General features: G+C 73.4%; 18 protein-coding genes. 7 read left to right on the top strand and 11 right to left on the bottom strand.

The features are described 5' to 3' along the window. Positions 1 to 42: 42 nt before the first annotated feature. Together GA0070607_RS29740 and GA0070607_RS29745 are read right to left on the bottom strand one after the other, a co-directional pair. The gene (locus tag GA0070607_RS29740; RefSeq protein ID WP_231930505.1) at positions 43 to 267 is read right to left on the bottom strand and encodes a cupin domain-containing protein; all 225 of its coding nucleotides are present in this window, start codon (positions 265 to 267) and stop codon (positions 43 to 45) included. Positions 268 to 375: 108 nt separating this feature from the next. Beyond that, positions 376 to 753, bottom strand: a complete 378-nt coding sequence (locus GA0070607_RS29745) for a signal peptidase I (RefSeq protein ID WP_089021165.1) — start codon at positions 751 to 753, stop codon at positions 376 to 378. 107 nt (positions 754 to 860) lie between these two features. On the opposite strand from GA0070607_RS29745, the gene GA0070607_RS29750 reads away from it, so the two are divergent. Together GA0070607_RS29750 and GA0070607_RS29755 are read left to right on the top strand one after the other, a co-directional pair. Further along, positions 861 to 1,208 (top strand): ankyrin repeat domain-containing protein, encoded by a 348-nt coding sequence (locus GA0070607_RS29750; protein ID WP_408630927.1) that lies wholly within the window; start codon positions 861 to 863, stop codon positions 1,206 to 1,208. Between the two features lie 32 nt (positions 1,209 to 1,240). Next, positions 1,241 to 2,191, top strand: a complete 951-nt coding sequence (locus tag GA0070607_RS29755; protein WP_172899128.1) for a DUF3500 domain-containing protein — start codon at positions 1,241 to 1,243, stop codon at positions 2,189 to 2,191. Between the two features lie 62 nt (positions 2,192 to 2,253). On the opposite strand, the gene GA0070607_RS29760 is transcribed toward GA0070607_RS29755, so the two are convergent. The 7 genes from GA0070607_RS29760 to GA0070607_RS29790 form a co-directional block, all read right to left on the bottom strand. Further along, entirely contained in the window at positions 2,254 to 3,012 is a 759-nt protein-coding gene (locus tag GA0070607_RS29760; RefSeq protein ID WP_231930508.1) for a class I SAM-dependent methyltransferase, read from the bottom strand. Positions 3,013 to 3,232: 220 nt separating this feature from the next. Further along, complete coding sequence (locus GA0070607_RS29765) at positions 3,233 to 3,736, bottom strand: DUF2231 domain-containing protein (RefSeq protein ID WP_089021169.1); 504 nt, start codon at positions 3,734 to 3,736, stop codon at positions 3,233 to 3,235. A 121-nt stretch (positions 3,737 to 3,857) separates the two neighbouring features. After that, on the bottom strand, positions 3,858 to 4,598 hold the full coding sequence (locus GA0070607_RS29770) for a GAF and ANTAR domain-containing protein (protein ID WP_089021170.1): 741 nt from the start codon (positions 4,596 to 4,598) through the stop codon (positions 3,858 to 3,860). 189 nt (positions 4,599 to 4,787) lie between these two features. Then, on the bottom strand, positions 4,788 to 7,079 hold the full coding sequence (gene secA2 / locus GA0070607_RS29775; protein ID WP_089021171.1) for an accessory Sec system translocase SecA2: 2,292 nt from the start codon (positions 7,077 to 7,079) through the stop codon (positions 4,788 to 4,790). Between the two features lie 86 nt (positions 7,080 to 7,165). Continuing rightward, the gene (locus tag GA0070607_RS29780) at positions 7,166 to 8,917 is read right to left on the bottom strand and encodes an ABC transporter ATP-binding protein (protein ID WP_089021172.1); all 1,752 of its coding nucleotides are present in this window, start codon (positions 8,915 to 8,917) and stop codon (positions 7,166 to 7,168) included. 52 nt (positions 8,918 to 8,969) lie between these two features. Continuing rightward, positions 8,970 to 10,058 carry a zinc-dependent alcohol dehydrogenase gene (locus GA0070607_RS29785; protein ID WP_089021173.1) on the bottom strand — a complete coding sequence of 363 codons (1,089 nt, stop codon included), beginning with the start codon at positions 10,056 to 10,058 and terminating at the stop codon, positions 8,970 to 8,972. Further along, positions 10,051 to 11,061 (bottom strand): Gfo/Idh/MocA family protein, encoded by a 1,011-nt coding sequence (locus tag GA0070607_RS29790; protein ID WP_089021174.1) that lies wholly within the window; start codon positions 11,059 to 11,061, stop codon positions 10,051 to 10,053. Before GA0070607_RS29790 ends, GA0070607_RS29785 begins: the two co-directional genes overlap by 8 nt. Positions 11,062 to 11,257: 196 nt before the next feature. Here GA0070607_RS29790 and GA0070607_RS29795 point away from each other — a divergent pair, with 196 nt between their 5' ends. From GA0070607_RS29795 to ctaD, 5 genes are all read left to right on the top strand, one after another. Next, positions 11,258 to 12,274, top strand: a complete 1,017-nt coding sequence (locus GA0070607_RS29795; RefSeq protein ID WP_089022183.1) for a glucosyl-3-phosphoglycerate synthase — start codon at positions 11,258 to 11,260, stop codon at positions 12,272 to 12,274. A gap of 49 nt (positions 12,275 to 12,323) precedes the next feature. Next, on the top strand, positions 12,324 to 13,481 hold the full coding sequence (locus GA0070607_RS29800) for a glycosyltransferase (RefSeq protein WP_089021175.1): 1,158 nt from the start codon (positions 12,324 to 12,326) through the stop codon (positions 13,479 to 13,481). A gap of 84 nt (positions 13,482 to 13,565) precedes the next feature. Further along, positions 13,566 to 14,024, top strand: a complete 459-nt coding sequence (locus tag GA0070607_RS29805) for a DUF4383 domain-containing protein (protein WP_089021176.1) — start codon at positions 13,566 to 13,568, stop codon at positions 14,022 to 14,024. Positions 14,025 to 14,132: 108 nt separating this feature from the next. Further along, positions 14,133 to 14,861, top strand: coding sequence for an ATP-binding protein (locus tag GA0070607_RS29810; protein WP_089021177.1), 729 nt, complete (start codon positions 14,133 to 14,135; stop codon positions 14,859 to 14,861). A gap of 126 nt (positions 14,862 to 14,987) precedes the next feature. After that, positions 14,988 to 16,979 (top strand): aa3-type cytochrome oxidase subunit I, encoded by a 1,992-nt coding sequence (ctaD, locus tag GA0070607_RS29815; protein ID WP_089021178.1) that lies wholly within the window; start codon positions 14,988 to 14,990, stop codon positions 16,977 to 16,979. Positions 16,980 to 17,051: 72 nt separating this feature from the next. On the opposite strand, the gene GA0070607_RS29820 is transcribed toward ctaD, so the two are convergent. Together GA0070607_RS29820 and GA0070607_RS29825 are read right to left on the bottom strand one after the other, a co-directional pair. Beyond that, positions 17,052 to 18,194, bottom strand: coding sequence for a SigB/SigF/SigG family RNA polymerase sigma factor (locus tag GA0070607_RS29820; RefSeq protein ID WP_089021179.1), 1,143 nt, complete (start codon positions 18,192 to 18,194; stop codon positions 17,052 to 17,054). A gap of 223 nt (positions 18,195 to 18,417) precedes the next feature. Continuing rightward, complete coding sequence (locus tag GA0070607_RS29825) at positions 18,418 to 19,821, bottom strand: hypothetical protein (protein WP_408630928.1); 1,404 nt, start codon at positions 19,819 to 19,821, stop codon at positions 18,418 to 18,420. Positions 19,822 to 19,930 lie beyond the last annotated feature (109 nt).

A 19,930-nucleotide genomic window follows, 5' to 3' on the forward strand; every position in this document is an offset into this window, starting at 1 on the left:
CTGAGATGGCGTGCGGCCGCCACGCCCGGTGCGGCGTGGCGGTCAGCGGCGCGCCCGGAACGCCCCGGCCGAGCCGCCGTGGTCGTGCAGGTCGGTGCCCTGCCCGGGCAGCCAGCTCAACGCCCACACCTCGTGCTCGGCGTCGGCGGCCAGCCGGGGGTACCAGCGCTCGTCGGGGTCGAAACGCAGCGCCACCGGCCAGTCGGACGGGTCGGCCCAGCGGGCTGCGCGGGCGAGCAGGTCGGGCTCCGGGCGGTGGTGGGTCATGACGGTCCTCGCGGGTCGTTCGGCGGGTGCCCCGTACTCTAGCCGGCGAACCCTATAGGTTTAGTAGGTAATTCCATCTGTCGGGACGCCGGCACGAGCGCGGCCGACTCAGCGCAGGACCGGTGGGTCCACCCGGTAGCCGGGCAGCGACGGCCACCGCACGGTCAGCACCACCGAGGCGTACTCGGCGTACCAGGAGTGGTCCACCCCACGGGCCCACACGACGTAGTCCCCCGGCGCGGCCAACCGCACCGTCCGATCCGGAAGCTCGACCCGGAACCGTCCCTCGATCAGCACGAGCAGCGTCGTCCGCCGTTCCCCGGTCGCCCACCGCGACCGGGCCTCCCCGGGCGGGTGCACGCCCCACTTCACCTCGACGTCGGTGCTGTGCCGGATCTCCCCCGGCGGCGCGAAGTGCCCGAGCAGCCACCCCGCGTTGCCGGCGCCGTCGACACCGGCGTTGCCCACGTACACCGTCTCACCCATCGGACCCTCCCCCAACGCGCCGGCCGAGCAACCTATCAGGGCCCACGCCCTATCCTGGACCGGTGACCGAGGACCTCGACGCCGAGACGCTGGCGTTCGCGCACCGGATGTTCGACCTGGCCCGTGCAGGCTCCACCGAGGAGCTGGCCGCGCAGGTCGACGCCGGCCTGCCGGTGAACCTGACCAACGACAAGGGCGACACGTTGCTGATCCTGGCCGCGTACCACGCGCACCCGGAGACGGTCGCGGCCCTGCTGACCCGCGGCGCGGACCACTCCAGGATCAACGACCGGGGCCAGACGGCGCTGGCCGCCGCGGTCTTTCGTAGCAGCGCCGATGCGGTCCGCGCGCTGCTCGCCGCCGGCGCCGACCCCGGGCACGGCAACCCGTCCGCGGCGGAGACCGCGCAGTTCTTCGACCTGCCGGAGATGACGGAGCTGCTGCGGGCTGGCTGACACCGGCCCCGCCGGCCCGGTATACAGGGTCGGTGGAAGATCCCCTGCCGGAGCAGATGCGCGCCGCCGGCAGCGCGCTGCTGGCCGCGCTCGACCCGACGGCCCGCGACCGCGCCGTGCATCCGTTCGATGACGAGACGGCCCGACGCTGGCTGGAGTACCGGCCCCGGCCCCGCCCGGGTGCCTGCCTCGCGGAGCTGGACATCGTCGGGCGCAAGGCCGCGCACCGGTTGCTGGCCACCGCGCTGAGCCCCTCGGCGTACGCGCAGGCCATGGCGATCGTCGCGCTGGAGGAGGTGCTGGACCGGGCCGAGGGCTGGCAGCGGGGGCGGCACAGCGGCGACTACTGGATCGCGGTGTTCGGCGATCCGGTGCGCGACGACCGCTGGGCGTGGCGGCTGGAGGGGCACCACCTGTCGGTGAACATGACCGTGGTGGACGACCAGGTCTCCCCCGCCCCGATCTTCTTCGGCGCCAACCCGGCGGCGGTCCGGTACGCCGGCCGACCGGTCTCGCGGCCGCTCGGCCCCGAGGAGGACCTGGCCCGCGCGCTGCTCGACGCGCTCGGCCCGGCCGAGCGGGACGCCGCGATCATCGCCGACGAGGCCCCGGCGGACATCATCAGCGCCACCCGCGGGCGGGTCGACGGCCGGTTGGAGCCGCTCGGCGTGCCGGCGAGCCGACTGGGGCCCACCGGCCGGGCGTTGCTCGACCAGGTGGTCGCGCTGTACCTGGACCGGCTGTCACCGGAGCTGGCGATCCGGGAGGCACGCCGGCTCGACGGCGGCCAGCTGCACTTCGCCTGGGCCGGCCCGACCCGCCCCGGGCAGCGGCACTACTACCGGGTGCAGGGCGACGACCTGCTGATCGAGTACGACAACACCACCGACGACGGCAACCACGCGCACACCGTGCTCCGCCGCCCGGCGAGCGACTTCGGCGCCGACGTCCTGGCCGCCCACCACCAGACCGATCCCCACTGACCGACTCCGACCGGCTCCGACCCGGCTCTGAACGGCTCCGACCGGCTTTGACCGGTGATCGGTCAGGCGTGGATGGCCTCGATGAGGAAGCGCTGGGCGTGGGCCACGAACGGTCCTTCGGTGGTGATGCGGCCGTGCAGCGCCCGCAGCTGCGGGCGGTAGCGGTCCACAGTGAAGTCGGGCACCGTCCAGATGACCTTGCGCAGGAACCAGACCACCGCGCCGACGTCGTGGAAGACCGCCCGCAGCGTGACCCGGCGCAGGTCGACGACGGTCAGGCCGGCGGCCCGGGCGGCGCCCACCGCCTGCTCGGGGTGCCGCTGGGTCGCCGGCGGCAGCGGGCCCAGCATCGCCTCGCTCACCTCCCGCATGGTGCCCGGCCCGATCTGCTGGGACAGGAACGTGCCGCCGGGGCGCAGCACCCGGGCCGTCTCGGCCCAGTCGGTGTTGACCGGGTGCCGGCTGACCACCAGGTCGAAGGAGGCGTCGCGGAACGGCAGCGGCGCGCCCGGGGTCACCGCCACCACCGTCGCGCCGACCCGGCGCAGGGTACGCCGGGCGACCTCGACGTTGGGCGGCCAGCCCTCGGTGGCCGTCAGCAGCCGTGGTGGCCGGGGGACCTCGGCGAGCACCTCGCCACCGCCGGTGTCCACGTCCAGCGCCGCGTCGGCGTGCGCCATCCGGTCGGCGACCAACCGGGCGTACCCCCAGGGTGGGCGTTCCTCGGTGGCCCGACCGGCGAGCCAGTCGAAGCCCCAGCCGTCGACCGGCGCGGCGGCCGCCTCCGCGATCAGGTCCTCCACGTCGCGCTCAGTTTCCACGCCGGCCAGCCTCGCCGGCCGCCCCCGCCGCTGGCAACGCATTTGCCGCCGCACCCCTCGCCGCCCGGTCTCCCGGCCGGCCCCGTGCCGCGTGGGCCGCGCGAGGCCGACCGTCCGTTGGGCGGTGATCCACTCCGTATCGGCGGCATGGGGGCGTCCCTCGGCCGGGACACCGCGACATCGCCGACACCGAGTCGATCAACCCGACGGGTCGGTCGCGTCAGGGGCGCGGGCGGGCGACCTCGACGGTGGAGCCGGCCACGCCGCCGAGCGCGTCGAACGTGCCCGCCTCGGTGCGGCGGCGACCGTCGAACTGGCGCATCAGCCGAGCGCCCAGGCGCACGCCGACCCCACCGACGGCCAGCGCGACCAGCTCGGTGAACAGGATCGCGGCGGAGGCGCCACGCTGCGGGGAGTGCGCCCGGATCAGGCAGGTGAGCAGGAACATGCCCGCCATCGCCGCGTTCACCAGGTTGAAGGCGACGGCCGTGCGGCGGGTGCGGTCACCCGGTACGTCCCACAGGTCGACCATGCCGGCAATCGCTGTCATCGCGGCGGCGAACAGGGCGGCGACGCCGGTCCAGTAGCCGACCTCGCCCAGGAACGCCGGCCCACCGATGACGTCTGTGAGATCGAAGACGGTGGCGCTGACGAAGAGCCCGAGCGGGAACGTCACCAACATCGGTTGGATGGGGTGCCCCTGCACCCGTAGCCGGCTCTGCATCGGTCCTCCCCCGGGTCGGCGCAGCTCACCAGTAGCAGAGTGCTACCCGAGCCGTACAACGGCGAAACAACGCCGTCGGACTCGCCACCGACCGGGAGAACGGGCACCCGCGGGGGCCGGGTCAGGTGTCGCGTTGCCGGGAGACCGTCCGGACCAGCCGCTCAGCCACCTCACGCAGCGGGATGGCCAACGAGGACGCGGCGGTACGCAGGACCTCCAGCGCCTCGGCCGGCGGGCACCCGCGCTGCGTCATGATCACGCCGACGGCCTGGCCCACCACCCCCTCGTGCAGCAGCGCGGCGTCCCGCTCACCGGCGAGCGCGAGCTGGCGGCCCCGGTCCCGGACGGCGGCCAGCAGCAGGCCGGCGTGCTCGGCGAGCAGCATCGCGGTCAACTGGTGCTGCGGGGTGAGAAGGTTCGGCGCGGCGGCGTACAGGTTGATCGCCCCGATCACCTGGTCGTCGATGTCGACCGGCGCGGAGATCACGCCGCGGACCCCGAGGTCGCGGGCGCGCGCCGTCCAGGCCGGCCACCGTGGCTCCCCGGCCAGGTCGACGGCGAGGATCATCTCCCGGCGCCGGATCGCGCTCATCGCCGGTGAGTCGGGCCCGTGCCGCAGGTCGTCCAGGCCGGCGAGCCGCTCGTCGGAGGCGGCCACCCCGGCGGGCTCGCCCGCGCGCAGGGCGGTGAACCCGCACCAGCGCACGCCGGCGACCGCGTCCCGGGTGACCCGGACCAGCGCCAGCAGCCCCTCATCGAAATCGGTCAGGTTGATCAGGCCGGCAGTCAGCTCGCGCAGCAGCGCGGCGGTCTCCAGCACACCGAGGCTCTGCAGCACCGGTTCCCGCGTATCCAGGTTCACCGGTCCGCAGCCTCCATACGCCTCCGCGCACACCCAGCGGGCATCGTCACCTGTGTCATCGTCTGCTCTCTCCCGACTGGACCGACCAGCCCTACTACCCTCGCAGACTCGGGTCGAAACGGCGTAAATCGGGGTCCCTGTCGCGCGTTCGCGCGACAGGGATCCCGAAAACCGCTGAGCCGGCGCGGGTCAGCGCGGAGCGCCGCTGAGCCGCCGCCCGATCGCCGCGATCAGCCGATCGAGCTCGGAGCCGAACGGGTTGTCGTGCACCAGGTACGTCCAGGTGGCGGTCGGCCGGACCAGGGTGCCGTCGTCCGGGTCCCAGTCCTCGTCAAATTCGGTCTCGGCGAACGTGGCGAGGGTGCGGGCCTCGATCTCCGGGACGAGGTTGTTGAACGCCGGCACCGCGGCCCGGTGGAACTCGTCCAGCGGGTCGAGCCGGCCCAGCGCGCGCAGATGCACGCCCTCACGGACCTCGGACAGCTCGGCCAGGTGCTCGGCCCAGAGCCGGTCCAGGTGATACAGCGCGATCGACCGGGCCGCCCTGGCGAGCAGGTCCTCGTCCATCTCGCCGGCCTTCTCGGGCATCTTGTCCAGCAGCATCAGCGCGGCCACGTCGCTGGTCAGCAGCCGCTCCCGGCGCAGGGCGAGGGCCTTGCGCTGCTGCTCGATCACCACGCTGTAGCGCCACGTGTTGCGGTGGATCTCGTGGTTGACGCCCTCGGCGACCCGCTGGGCGTGCTCCACCGCGTAGTCCACCTGGTCGTCGGTGACCAGGCCGTCCGCGTTCATCCGCGGCGACGCCGGAATAGCGTCGGCGGCGTGCCGGGTGACCAGGTCGTCCTCCAGGCTGACGAAGAAGACCGAGCCGCCCGGGTCGCCCTGCCGGCCGGCCCGGCCGCGCAGTTGGTCGTCCACCCGGCGGCTGTCGTGCCGGCCGCTGCCGATCACGTAGAGACCGCCCAGCTCGGCCACCCGCTCCTGGTCGGCCTGGTCGCTGCCGCCGAGCCGGATGTCCACGCCCCGGCCGGCCATCTGGGTGGAGACCGTCACCGCGCCGTACGCGCCGGCCTCGGCGATGATCGCCGCTTCCTCGTCGTCGTTCTTGGCGTTCAGCACCACGCAGGGCACCCCGGCCGCGTTCAGCCCGGCGGCCAGCCCCTCGGACTCCTTGACGTCCAGCGTGCCGACCAGCACCGGCCGCCCCGCCTCGTGGCAGCGGCGGATCTCGTCGATCAGCGCCTCGTCCTTCTCCGCCCGGGTGGCGTAGATCCGGTCCGGCTCGTCCTCGCGCACGCACGGGGTGTTCGGCGGGATCACCGCCACCTCGAGGCCGAAGAACTCCCGCAGCTGGTCGCCGACCAGCACCGCGGTGGCGGTCATCCCGCAGACCTTCGGGTAGAGCGCGATGTACGCCTGCATCGCGATGGTGCCCAGCACCTCGCCCTCGGCGGTGGCGTCCAGGCCTTCCTTGGCCTCGACCGCCGCCTGGAGCCCGTCCGGCCAGCGGCGGCGCTGGGCCACCCGGCCGCGCATCTCGTCGATCAGCTCGACCGAGCCGTCCCGGACGATGTAGTCCACGTCGCGGTGCAGCAGGGCGTGCGCGTGCAGCGCCACGTTGACCGCGGAGAGCTGCGCGACGTGCTCCTCGTCGTACAGGTCGATGCCGAGCTTGGCCTCGACGGCGGCCAGGCCGGCGGCGGTGAACGCCACGCTGCGCCCGTCCTCGGGGATCGTGTAGTGCTTGCCGCTGCGCAGCCCGCGCACCAGCGCGGCGGCGGCGTGCACCGGGTCCTGCTCGCCCGGCACCGAGCCGGCGAGGACCATCGGCACACGGGCCTCGTCGATCATGATCGAGTCGGCCTCGTCCACGATCGCGGTGGCCAGCGGCGGCTGCACCCGGTCGGCCACGTCGGTGACCAGTTGGTCGCGCAGATAGTCGAAGCCCGCCTCGCTGACCGAGACGTAGGTGACGTCGCAGCCGTACGCGTCGCGCCGCTCCTGGGGGGTGGAGGCCTCGTTGACCCAGCCGACGGTCAGGCCGAGCAGGGTGTAGACCGGCTCCATCCACAGGGCGTCGCGGCGGGCCAGGTAGTCGTTGACGGTGAGCACGTGCACCGGCCCGTTTCCGAGCCGGACGTGCCCGTACGCGGCGATCGTGGCGGTCAGGGTCTTGCCCTCACCGGTGGCCATCTCGGCGACCTTGCCGGACAGCAGCGACATCGCGCCGAGCAGCTGCACGTCGTACGGCCGCTGGTCGAGGCCGCGGCGGGCGGCCTCCCGGCCGACCGCGCAGATCTCCTCGTAGTCGGTCGCCGCGCCGGCGGCCTCGGTCAACTCGGCGTCGTCCAGCGCGGCGAGGTCATCCTCACGCGCCTCGATCGCCGGCAGCAGCTTCTCCAGCGGAGCAAGATCCACCGTCGAGCCCGGGCGCTGGAGGAACCGGCGGAACTTGCTCTTGAACCGTTGCGACACACCCATGAGCGGCAACGGTACGCGATTCGCGCCGGCTTTTGCCGCCCGGCCGCCCGGCCACCGGGCGGCATGTCGGAGCCGACGCCGCCGGGTCAGCCGACCAGCAGCTGATGGGTGGCCAGCTCCCGGTAGAGCGGGTCGGTGGCGGTCAGCTCGGCGTGGGTGCCCACGGCCACGACGCGACCGCCGTCGAGGACGACGATCTGGTCGGCGTCGACCACGGTGGCGAGCCGGTGCGCCACGATCAACAGTGTCCGGCGGACGGCCACCGCGTCGATGGCGCGGCGCAGCGCGACCTCGTTGCGCGCGTCGAGGTTGCTGGTCGGCTCGTCGAGCAGCAGCACCGGCGGGCCGGCCAGCAGCGCCCGGGCGATGGCCAGCCGCTGCCGTTCACCCCCGGAGAGCAGGACGCCACCCTCCCCCACCTGAACCTCGAGGCCCAGCGGGGACCGGTGCGCCAGATGAGCGAGGTTGACCTTGTCGAGGACCTCGTGCAGTCGGTCGTCGGTGGCGTCCGGGGTGGTGATCAGCAGATTCTCCCGCAGCGTTCCCGCCAGCACCGGGGCCTCCTGCTCGACGTAGCCGAGTTGGGCCCGCAGCACGTCGCGGGGCAGCTCCCGTACGTCCGTGCCGTCCAGCCGGACCGCACCGGAGCTCACCTCGTAGAAGCGCTCGACCAGGGCCAGCAGGGTCGACTTGCCGGCGCCGGACGGACCCACCAGGGCGGTGCGGGTGCCGGCCGGCACCGCGAAGCTCACCTCGTGCAGCACCGCTTCGCCGCCCGGGTAGCCGAAGCCCACCCGATCGAACTCGATCATCGGGGCGGGGCGGCGCGGGGTCGTCGTCACGCCGGTTTCCACCGGCCGGTCCGCCCCGCCCTCCGCCGGCACCGTCAGGATCTCCTCGATCCGCTGCAACGCGCCAAGGCCGGTCTGCAACTGGGTGTACGCGCGCAACACCTGGGCCAGCGGCAGGGCCAGGAAGAACAGGTACATGACGAAGGCGACCAGGTCGCCGACGGTGATCGCGCCGGCGGCCACCCGGGCCCCGCCGATGCCGAGCACCAGCAGGAAGGCGCCCTGCACGGTGACCGAGCCGATCGGACCGACCACCGCCTGCACCCGGGCCACCCGCAACCCCGCCTCGTACGCCGCCCGGGCACTGCCGGTGACGATCTCCGCCTCCCGGGCCTCGGCCCGGCTGGCCCGGATGGTCCGGGCCGCCGAGATGGCCCGCTCCACCGCCGACGTCATCTCGCCGATCCGTTCCTGGGCGGCACGGGCCAGCGCCCGGACCCGCCGGGCGAAGGTGGCCGCGAAGCCCAGCCCCAGCCCCACACCGAGCAGGGTGACGCCGAACAGCAGCGGGTCGAGCAGCACCATCGCCGTGCCCGCGCCGACCACCATGACCGCCCCGGTGACCGTCTCGAACAAGCCGGAGGTGACCACCGCGCGCAGCAGGGTGGTGTCCGAACCCACCCGGGAGAGCAGGTCGCCGGTGCGCCGGCGGTCGTACTCGGCGATCGGCAGCCGCAGCAGGTGCCCGGCCAGCCGCCGCCGGGTGCCCAGCACCAGCCCCTCGGCGGTGCGCTGCAGCAGGTAGTCACGCAGCCCGCCGATCGCCGCGCCGAGCACCACCAGCACCACCAGCACCGCCACCAGCTCGGTCACCGCGCCGCCGGCGCCCACCCGGTCGAGCACCGACCGGGTGAGCAGCGGCTGGGCGAGCGAAGCCGCCGCGCCGGCCAGCGACAGGGCGCCCACCACGGCGAGCGTGCCGCGGTGCGCACGCAGGTACGGCAGCAGCGCGGCCAGACCGACGGGCCGGGCGTCAGGGGTGCTCATGGCGGGAACGGTAGCCCGCCCGATCACCCGGAGAGCCCGCTCCGACGCCGGATCAGCCGGTCAGCACCACCTGAAGCTCGTGGCGGCGGCGCTCGGCCAGGTCGGTGAGCAGGGCGGGCGCCTCGTCGAACGGCACCACCGCCGAGATCAGGTGCTTGCGGATCACATCCCCGTACGTCCGGAGCAGGTCGATGGTCTCGGCGGAGAGCCGCTCCCGGTCCCAGGTGGGCGCGAGCCCGCGCGGCACCCGACCGATCTGCGCGCAGCGCAGTGACAGCCCGTTGTGGTGGAACTCCTCGCCGAACCGGACCGCGTCCGCGCCGCCCTGGTAGAAGGCGAGGTCGATCACGGTGCCCTGTGGCCGCAGCAGCCGCAGCGCGAGCTGCAACGCCCACGCCTGCCCCCGGCACTGGAACACCACGTCGGCGCCGCGGTCGCCGGCGGTGTGCGCCCAGCGGGTCTTGAGCACCACCGCCGGGTCGTCCGAGCCCGGGTCGAGGGTTTCCAGGCCGAGCGCCTCGGCGATGTGCCGGCGCTGCGGGGTGGGGTCGAGCACCACCACCGAGGCGGCGCCGTGTCGCCGGGCGAACAGCGCGGTCAGCAGCGCCACCACCCCGGCGCCGACCACCGCGACGCGCCGGCCGCGTACCCCGTCGCCCAGCGAGCGGACGCCCGCGCCGTGCAGGTCGGCGGCGGCGTGCAGCAGACCGTTGGCGCAGATCGGGCCCATGTGCGCGACGTAGACGCCGAGCACCGGATCCAGGTCGTCGGGGAGCGGCACGAACCGCTCGGCGACCGGGTCGGCCAGCCAGCCGGTGCGGTGCCCGTAGGTCATCGCACCCACCGCGCCCACCGCGACCGCCGGGGTGGCGCTCTCCACCACCCGGCCGACCTGCATGTAGCCCAGCCGGGTCACCGGGTACGGGGTGCTCGCGCCGCCCGGTTGGAACAGCCCGAGGTCGGCGTTCCAGGTGACGTGCAGGTACGGGTTGGTGCCCTTGACGTAGCTCAGTTCGGTGCCGGCGGAGACGCCGCTGAACAGCGTCTCGACCCGGAAGGTGCCGGGGCGCGGCGGGGCGGGGTCCTGCTCGACCAGCTCCACCCGGCCGGGGGCGGAGACCACCACGACCCGGTCACGCATCGACTGTCACTCCGGTGGCGAGCACCGCCGGCCCGGCGGGTGTGGTGAGCCGCACGGTCTCGCCGGTGCGGGCCGAGTCGGCCACCGCCAGGGCCAGCCGCTGGGTGCCCAGCGCTTCGGCGTACGGGACGCGCACGTCGTCGCCGATGCCGCGCACCGCGTCGATGAAGGCGCGGTCGACCGCCACCCGGGCGGCCTCCGGGTCGGCCGGCAGGTGTCGCTCACCGTCGGTGTCGCGGATCAGCAGGCCGTCCTCGGTGATCGACAGGACCAGCCCGTCGGCGAGGATCTCCAGCCCGGCGCGGTGCTTCCAGCCCAGCACGCAGGCCGCGCTGAGCGTGCCGACCGCGCCGCCGGCGAAGCGCAGCGCGGCGGTGGTGACCGAGTCGATGTCGGCGCCGTCCACCGGCGGCGGCGTGCCGTTGCCGTACGCGGTGACCTCGGTGACCTCCCCGACCAGCGCGCGGATCAGGTCCAGCACGTGCGCGGCCTGCTCGACGACCGGCCCGCCGGAGGCGTCCCGCCGCGACCACCAGGCCACCGGCGGCACCTTGTCCAGCCAGGAGCCGCTGACCATCCGTACCGGACGGTCGGCGAGCAGCTCGCGGGCCTGGTCGAGCACGCTCAGGTAGCGCCAGTGGTGTCCGACGGCGGTACGCAGCCCACGCCGGGCGATCAGGCCGGCGATCCGCTCGGCGGTGACCAGGTCGACCGCGACGGGCTTCTCCACGAACATCGGCACACCGGCGTCGATCACCGCCTCCTCGGCCGGGCCGTGCGCGAACGGTGGCACGCAGACGTACACTGCGTCCGGACCGGCGGCCAGCAGCTCGGCGACGTCCGCGCAGGCCCGTCCGCCGTGCTGCGCGACCAGCGCCGACGCCGCCTGCGGGGCCACGTCGGTCACGCCGATCAGTTCGACGTCATCGAACCCGGCGAGCACGCGGGCGTGCCGCTGTGCCACTCCGCCGGCGCCCACCAGACCCACCCGGCATCCACGCATTCGACAAGCCCCTTCGAGAAGGTTTCATCTCTCCGATGGGAGCAGTCCCCCGGGGTGAGCGCAATCAAACGTTCATCCCCCGGGAACGCGGCCAGGTCACCCTGTGATCAAGCTGTTTGCTGGAGGCGGTTAGCGCATGGTGGGGAATGGGAACAACCAATCTCGGTTTTCCGCCCACGATTTCGGAGGGGTGCCCGTGCGGGATACGACATCGAGCGTGTCACCGGTGGTGGAGGCGTGGGCCACGTACCGGACGACATCGGCGGCGGCTTGGCCGGCACGCCGGCTGCTGCGTGCCAAGGGGGGCAGCCGGGTCAGCGTCGTGCTGCCGGCGCACAACGAGGAGGCCACGGTCGGCGCGATCGTGGCGACCATCCGGGAGCACCTGATGGATCGGGTCGCCCTGGTCGACGAGCTGATCGTGGTGGACTCACGATCGACCGACCGCACCGCGCAGGTGGCCCGGGCCGCCGGGGCGGAGGTGGTCAGCCAGGACGAGATGACCCGGGGGCTGCCTCGGCTCACCGGCAAGGGCGATGCGCTCTGGGCCGGCCTGGCCGCCGCGGAGGGGGACGTGGTGGCGTTCATCGACGCCGACCTGCGGGAGTTCCGGCCGCACTTCGTCAGCGGGCTGCTCGGCCCACTGCTGACCGACCCGTCCGTGGAATTCGTGAAGGGCTTCTACCACCGTCCTCTGGTGGGTACCGCCAGCGTGGAGCAGGACGGCGGCGGTCGGGTGACCGAGTTGCTGGCGCGACCGCTGCTCAACCTCTTCTGGCCCGAGCTGGCCGGGTTCGTGCAGCCGCTCGCCGGCGAGTACGCCGGCCGGCGGGAGGTGCTGGCCCAGGTGCCGTTCGTCTCCGGGTACGGCGTGGAGACGGCGATGCTGATCGACCTGCTCGACCTGGTTGGCCTGGACGCGTTGGCGCAGGTCGACCTCGGCGAACGCAAGCACCGGCACCAGGACACGGCGGCGCTCGGCCGGATGTCGGCACAGATCATGCTGACCGCCTGGGCCCGGTTGCAACGGCGTGGCTGGGCGTACCCCGGCATGTCACCGGAGGTGCTGCTGACCCAGTTCCGCCGCGGCGGCTCCGACGCGCTGCCGAACCTCGACCGCGAGATCGTGGTCAGCGACGTGTCCATCGAAGAGCGCCCGCCGCTGGCCGAGCTGCGCCACCGGGTGCCCCGCCGACGGGTGGCCGCGGCGTGAGGGCCCGGGCGCTCGCGTCGGGCGCCACCGCACGGGAGGGCCGGGCCCGATGAGCCTCACCGTGCTGATGAACGCCGGCCCGTGGCTGTCCGTGCCGCCGCCGGGCTACGGCGGCATCGAGAACGTGATCGCCACGTTGGTGCCGGAGCTTCGGCGTCTCGGCGTACGGGTGGTGCTCGCCTCGGTGGAGAGCAGCACCCTGCCGGTGGACGAGAAGGTGTCGGTCTTTTCCGAAGGGCAGTTCGCCTCGCTTCAGCGGCCGTACAACCAGGTCTGTGGAATCGCGCAGGCGCACCTGGCCGGGGTGGTGCGCGAGCTGCGCGCCCGCGACGACATCGACCTGGTGCACGACCACGTGGAGGCGGTCGGGCTGGCCACCCTCGCGGCGATGGGACCGACCGGCCCGCCGACCCTGCACACCCTGCACTGGGACCTGGCCAAGCACCCCGCGCTCTACGGCAGCCTGGACGGCGGCGGGCGGGTCCGGGTCAACGGCGTGTCCGCGTCCCAGCTGGACCGGGCCCCTCGGGCGCTACGGGAGCACTCGGTGGGGCACGTGCACCTGTCCACCCCGCTGGCCGTGGACGCCGACCGGCGGTCCCGCCCCGAGAAGGGCGAGCACCTGCTCATCCTCGGCCGGATCAACCCGGGCAAGGGGCAGGACGTGGGCGCCCGGCTCGCCCATCAGGTGGGTTTCCCGTTGGTGCTGGCCGGACCCGTCGGCCCCTATCACCGTCCGGCCGAGCTGGCCGCGGCCGGCGATGAGGCCCGGCAGAACCCGGACGTGCGGTTCTTCCTCGACGAGGTGGCGCCGCACGTCGACGGCGACCTGGTCCGCTGGGTCGGCACCGTGGCCGGTCAGGAGCGTGACGACCTGCTCGCCAGCGCCCGCGCGTCGCTGTTTCCGCTGCGCTGGGAGGAGCCGGGCGGCACGGCGGTGGTCGAGTCGCTCGCCCTGGGCACGCCGGTGGTGGCGACCACCCGGGGGTGCCTGCCGGAGCTCATCGAGCACGGTCGCACCGGGCTGCTCACCGCCAATGAGGAGGAGCTGGGTGAGCTGGTGCTGGCCGCCGAACTGCTCGACGTCGACGAGTGCCGTCGGGTGGCCGCGCAGCGGTTCACCCCTGCGGTGATGGCTCAGCGGTACGTCGAGCTGTATCAGCGGGTTCGCCAGCTGGCCAGCGTGCCGCGCCTGCAACCGGTCTGACCGGCGTCGCCGCCGACGGGTTTGCGGTCGGCGGCGACGGGTAGCCCGCAGCGCTCACGCCCGCCGCGCAGCGAGGAGTCGGTGATGGTCGGACCGATGGCGCACTCCCGGGCCCGGCACAATCCGGCCGACGGCAGGCCGCCGGTACGCCGCGCCGCCGGGACGGTGGCTGTGCTGTTCCTGCTGATCGGCTTGCTCGGCTTCGTCCCGGGGATCACCAGCGGCGCGTCCGATCTCCGGTTCGCCGGTCACGGCTCGGGCGCGTACCTGTTCGGCGTGTTCCAGGTGTCGGTGCTGCACAACCTGGTGCACCTGCTGTTCGGGGTGGCCGGCCTCGCGCTGGCCCGGACGGTCGGCGGCGCCCGGGCGTTCCTCGTCGGCGGGGGCGCCGTCTACCTGGTGTTGTGGCTCTACGGCCTCGCCGTGGACCACGACACCGGGGCGAACGTGCTGCCGGTCAACGACGCCGACGACTGGCTGCACCTCGGCCTCGGTGTCGGCATGATCGCGCTGGGCGTGCTGACCGGCCGCGCCCGTCCCTGACCGGCCCCGCCACCCGTGACGTGCCGCGCCCGGCCCGTAGGTCCGGTTTGACCGGGGTGTGGCTCGGGTAGTTCGCAGGTCCCGACACATCAGCGAGGTGAGGGCACCATGTCCAGCCGGATCACCTGGCAGGTGAGCGACACCGCACCGGTGACGGTCGTCCGGCTCCGCGGTCCGCTGGACCTGGGCACCATGCGCCCGGTCCACCGCGTGCTGGACCGGGCGCTGGCCGCTCAACCGGATGCGCTGGTCGTCGACCTCGAAGAGGTCACCGTGCGGGACCGGCTCGCGCTGTCCGTCTTCGCCGCGACAGCCCGGCGGGCCGCCGAGTGGCCGGCCGTGCCGGTGGTGCTCTGCGCCCCACCGCCGGCCGCCGCCCGTTGGCTGGCCGAGTCGACCACGTGCCGGGTGGTCCCCGTGTCGCGGGACTGCGCGGAGGCGACCCGGGTGGCCGGCGCCGCCGCCGCGCCCCGGCTGCAGGCGCGGCTGGAGCCGGTGGCCGAGGCCTGCCGGCGGGCGAGGGAGCTGGTAGTCGACGCGTGCACGCGGTGGAACCTTCCCGAGGCCGCCGGTCCGGCCGCAGTGGTGCTCAGTGAACTCGTCGGCAACGTGGTCCGGCATGCCGGCACGCCGATGCAGGTGACGCTGACCCTGCGTCGGCCGTACCTGCACCTGGCCGTGGTGGACGGCAGCCGGGCGGCGGCCCGACCGGCCGGAGCGGACCTGCGCGCCGAAGGTGGGCGTGGGCTGCTGCTGGTTCGGGAGTTGGCTCAGCGGTGGGGCAGCGTACCGGCCGGCCAGGGTAAGGCGGTGTGGGCGATGGTGGCGGGAACGTGAGCGTTCCAGGTGGTTCTGCCGCCCTCTGACGAACTGACTGAAATTACCGCTCTGCCCTGGTTTCATGGACAGAGGGTCGGGTAGGCACACCCGTCCTTTTCTGTCACAACGGCGGGGTGAGCAGCCATGCCCAAGCGGGTAACCACGGAACCCAGTCGCGATCGAGGCCCGGCGATCCTGGCACCGGCCCGCTTCGGGGGCTTCCCCGGGCCACTACGGTCGCGGGTCCCCGGCAGCTCTCTGATCAAGTTCCTCGCCACCACGGACCACAAGCAGATCGGCGTGCTCTACCTGCTGACCTCCTTCGGGTTCTTCGTGCTGGCCGGGCTGCAGGCGATGCTGATGCGGGCCGAACTGGCCCGCCCCGGGCTGCAGTTCCTCTCCTCTGAGCAGTACAACCAGCTGTTCACCTCGCACGGCGCGGTGATGCTGTTGATGTTCGCCACCCCGGCAGGCTTCGGGTTCGCCAACTTCATCGTGCCGATCCAGATCGGCGCGCCGGACGTGTCGTTCCCCCGCCTCAACGCCCTCGCCTACTGGCTCTACCTGTTCGGCGGGCTGATGGTCGTCGGCGGGTTCCTGACGCCCGGCGGCTCGGCGGACTTCGGCTGGACCGCGTACAGCCCGTTGAGCAGCGCCGAGCACTCCCCCGGCGTCGGCGCGAACATGTGGGTGCTCGGTCTGGTCGTCTCCGGGCTGGGCACCATCCTCGGCGCGGTCAACCTGATCACCACGATCCTGACCCTGCGCGCGCCCGGGATGACCATGTTCCGGATGCCGATCTTCACGTGGAACATGCTCTTCACCAGCCTGCTGGTGATCCTGGTCTTCCCGCTGCTGGCCGCCGCGCTGCTGGCGCTGGCGGCCGACCGGCTGCTCAACGCGCACGTGTACGACCCCGCAACCGGCGGGCCGATGCTCTGGCAGCACCTGTTCTGGTTCTTCGGCCACCCCGAGGTCTACATCATCGCGTTGCCGTTCTTCGGCATCATCAGCGAGATCATCCCGGTCTTCGCCCGCAAGCCGCTCTTCGGCTACACCGGGATCGTGCTGGCCACCGCCGCGATCACCTTCCTGTCGATGACGGTCTGGGCGCACCACATGTTCGCCACCGGCCAGGTACTGCTGCCGTTCTTCAGCATCCTGAGCTACCTGATCGCGGTGCCGACCGGCGTGAAGTTCTTCAACTGGATCGGCACCATGTGGAAGGGACAGCTCACGTTCGAGACACCGATGCTGTTCTCCATCGGCTTCCTGGTCACCTTCCTGCTCGGCGGACTCACCGGAGTGCTGCTGGCCAGTCCACCGGCGAACTGGCACACCCACGACACCTACTTCGTGGTCGCGCACTTCCACTACGTGGTCTTCGGCACGGTGGTCTTCGCCCTGTTCGCCGGCTACTACTTCTGGTGGCCGAAGATGACCGGACGGCTGCTCGACGACCGGCTCGGCAAAGCGCACTTCTGGACCATGTTCATCGGCTTCCACGGCACCTTCCTGGTGCACCACTGGCTGGGCAGCGAGGGGATGCCTCGCCGGTACGCCGACTACCTGCCGACCGACGGCTTCACCACACTGAACACGATCTCCAGCATCTTCGCCTTCATCCTCGGGCTGTCCACCCTGTTCTTCATCTACAACGCCTGGAAGTCCTGGCGGTACGGCGCGATGGTGACGGTGGACGACCCGTGGGGCTTCGGCAACTCCCTGGAGTGGGCCACCACCTGCCCGCCGCCGCTGCGCAACTTCGACCGGATGCCCCGGATCCGGTCCGAGCGCCCGGCGTTCGACCTGAAGTACGGCCCGCTCGTCGCCGACCTGGGCCGGGACCTGCCACAGCGCACGACCAAGCCACCGCAGCACTTCGCCGAGGAGTTTCATATGGAGCACCACGTGCCGGAGTCGCCCGCCGCCGAGGGCGCGCACGGCGCCCGCGACGCGGCCGAGTTCCAGCCGGCGCCGCAGTCCGGTGCCCGGCCCGTGGACGTGCCGGAGCCCGAGGGCATCCGCCGGCCGAGCTTCGAGGAGAGCGACTCGCCCAAGGACAGCGAGGACGCCCCGAAACCGCACGAGCGCTGGCGGCACCCGCACAGCGACCGGGACCCCGAGGAGCGCTGACCGGGGATACGCGATGACGAGGGCCGACACCCGCGGGTGTCGGCCCTCGTCGCGTACGGTGCCCGGCCGGGCTCAGTCCCGCGCGGGCGCCAGGCCGGCGGCGGTGAGCGAGCGGCGTACCGCGGGTTGGACCCGGGTCAGCCGCAGCGGCACCCCGGTCCGGGCGGCCGCGTCCCGTCCGGCCATCAACGCGGCGATCCCGCCGGCGTCGAAGCCACCCGCGCCGACCAGGTCGACGACCACCTCGCTCGGCTGGCCGGTGACCGCCTCCAGCATCGCCCGGCGCAGCTGGTCCGCGCCGTCCCGGTCGACCTCGCCGCCGACCTCGACGACCACCCGGTCGCCGTTCTGCTTCACCGAGATCCGGGTCTTGCCCGGGTCCGGCTCGGCGGCGCCGTTCTGCCACGGGGGCGGCGCGTCGGCGAGCATCGCCTGCCGCAGCCAGGTCAGTGCCCGCGACAGCAGCCGCGAGACGTGCATCTGCGAGATGCCGAACCGGGCGGCGATCTCCGCCTGGGTCTGGTTGCCGTAGAAGCGCATCGCCAGGATCCGCCGCTCCCGCCAGGGCAGGCGGTGCAGCAGGCCGCTCACGGTCACCCGGTCGTCGACCGATTCCAGCGCGTTGTCCGATTCGCCGACCAGGTCACCGAACTCCGCGGAGCTCTCCCCGCCCACCGGGGCGTTGAGCGAGGCGGGACTGTAACCGGCCGCCGACTCCAGCGCGGCGAGGATCTCCTCCTCCGGGGTCTCCAACCGCTTGGACAGCTCCGCGACGGTGGGCGCCCGGGACAGCTCACTGGTCAGCGCGGCGGTGGCCTGGCCGACCTCCAGGATCAGGTCGCGTAGCCGGCGGGGCACGTGCACGCCCCAGGTGCGGTCCCGGAAGTGCCGCTTGATCTCACCCACGATGGTGATCGCGGCGTACGCGGTGAACGAGCCCCGTTCCGGGTCATACCGGTCGACGGCGTTGACCAGGCCGAGACGGGCCACCTGCTCCAGGTCCTCCAGTGGCTCCCCGCGCCCCCGGTACCGGCGGGCCAGGCGGCCGGCGAACGGCAGCGCGAAGCGGACCAGGTCGTCCCGTGCCTCCTGCCGCCGCTCCGGCGGCAGTCCCTCGATTCGGGCCGCGTACGCCAGCGCCGCCGCATCGAGGTCCTCCAGACCTCGATCCGTCGGTGGTGGTGTGGTCGTGGTCGTGCTCGTCTGTCCGAACATCCGCGCCTCCCTCAGGAAGGTCCCCCGCCCGGATCGGGAAACCGGTCGTGCGCGTGGTCGAGCCACGCACCGGGCCGGAAAAGTGGGTCAGTGACTGGGATGCCAGCGGGCGACAACGCCTTTGCGCAGCGCAATCAGGCCGTCGCAGTCAGCGATGTTCCCGCTCCGTAGGTACTCAATCACGGGACCCCGGGTTCGCGAGGATGTTTCGGCGTGCTCCGTCTCAGGAGATCAGCAGCCCTTGGTGGCCGCCGCTGTCCCGGAGCACGGAAAGCGCCTCGGCGGCCCCCAGCGGGGGTGGCGTGGGCAGGTCGTACGGCTGGGCGCGGAGCACCTCGGTGGCTCGACGGGTGGGTACCGAGGTGACCGGGTAGCCCCGGGCGGCGGTCCGGTCCAGGGCCCGACGGCGCCGGCCGAACCCGGCCACGGCCAGCCACTGCGGCAGCCCGGCCAGGGCGGGCGAGCGCACCCCGGGCGGCTCGGGCAGCACGTCCACCGAGCTGAACGTCTCGCTGCCGGCCAGCCACCACTCGGCCTCGTCCACACTGCGCCGGGTGGCGTTCTCGCACCAGTACGGCACCAGCCCCGCGCGCACCACCTGCCACGGATCGAGCAACCGGCCGCACTCCACCACCAACCGGTCACCGGTCTTGCCGGCGCCGCGCAGCCAGTGCCGGTACAGGTCGGCCACTCCCGCGCTCAGCGCGGCCGGCCGGGGCACCAGCACCCGGTGCAGCGGGTGCTCCCGGCGGGCCGCCCAGTCCCGCGCGGCCAGTTCGAAGCCGGAGTCCACGCCGTGCTCGGCGGCGCCCGAGGGGACGGACATCTCCGGCGGCTCCCACCGCGCGGCGTCCCCGCCGACGGAGCGCAGCACCTGCCGCAGCGCGTGGCTGTCGGGGTGGAAGTCCACCGGGTCCAGCCCGCTGGCCGGGCAGCCGACCTGGAAGCTGTGCCCCGGGCCGCGCTCCAGCACCGGCCAGGTCCGCGCGTCGCGGACCAGCACCACCGGTGCCCCGGGGGTCAGCCGGTCGGCCAGGAACTGCGTGTAGGCCGCCGGCAGCGCCCGCCAACGGGCGGCCAGCGACACGGTCACCCCGGTCAGCGGTCCACGGCTGGCGGGGCAGTGCACCTGGCGGAGATGCACGTCGGGGTTGCCCGCGAGCAGGCGGGCGGCGAGCACCTCGCCGTGCTCCAGCGCCGCGGCCGGGCGGTCCACCGCGCCGCCGGTCCAGTGCACCGACATCTCGAAGCCGGCCGGCAGCCACGGCACGCCCAGTGCCACCGCGAGGTGGGCCGCCGCGCCGTGCGGTGAGCCGATCAGCACCCCCGGGTAGCGCTGGCGGGGGTACTGGTCGACGAACCAGCGGGCGACCCGGGCGGCGTCCACCTCGTCGACCTGGGCCATGGTGAGCGCAACCCGGCCGGCGGCCCGGCTGACCGCGGCGCGGCGGACCGGCTCCGGGGCGCCGGGGAACCGCGACACCGGCCCGGCGTGCCCGAGGTCGGCGCAGTCCACGCCACGCAGTGCCCGGGCCGTGGCGGCGACCAGCACCCGGGCCGGACTGCTCACGGCCACGACCCGGTCGCCGGCCAGACCGGCACCGTCGGCCGTGAGCCCCTTGTGCACCTTGTGCACCGGCTCCACCTTGCCTCGTTCGCTCACCACGCGGCCCGGCTTCCCGTCCCGATGGGGTTCAAACGGGGCATCACCCACCCGGCGGCACAATCCGCTGGTC

It is taken from the genome of Micromonospora coriariae (assembly GCF_900091455.1).
GTDB classification, from domain to species: Bacteria; Actinomycetota; Actinomycetes; order Mycobacteriales; family Micromonosporaceae; genus Micromonospora; species Micromonospora coriariae.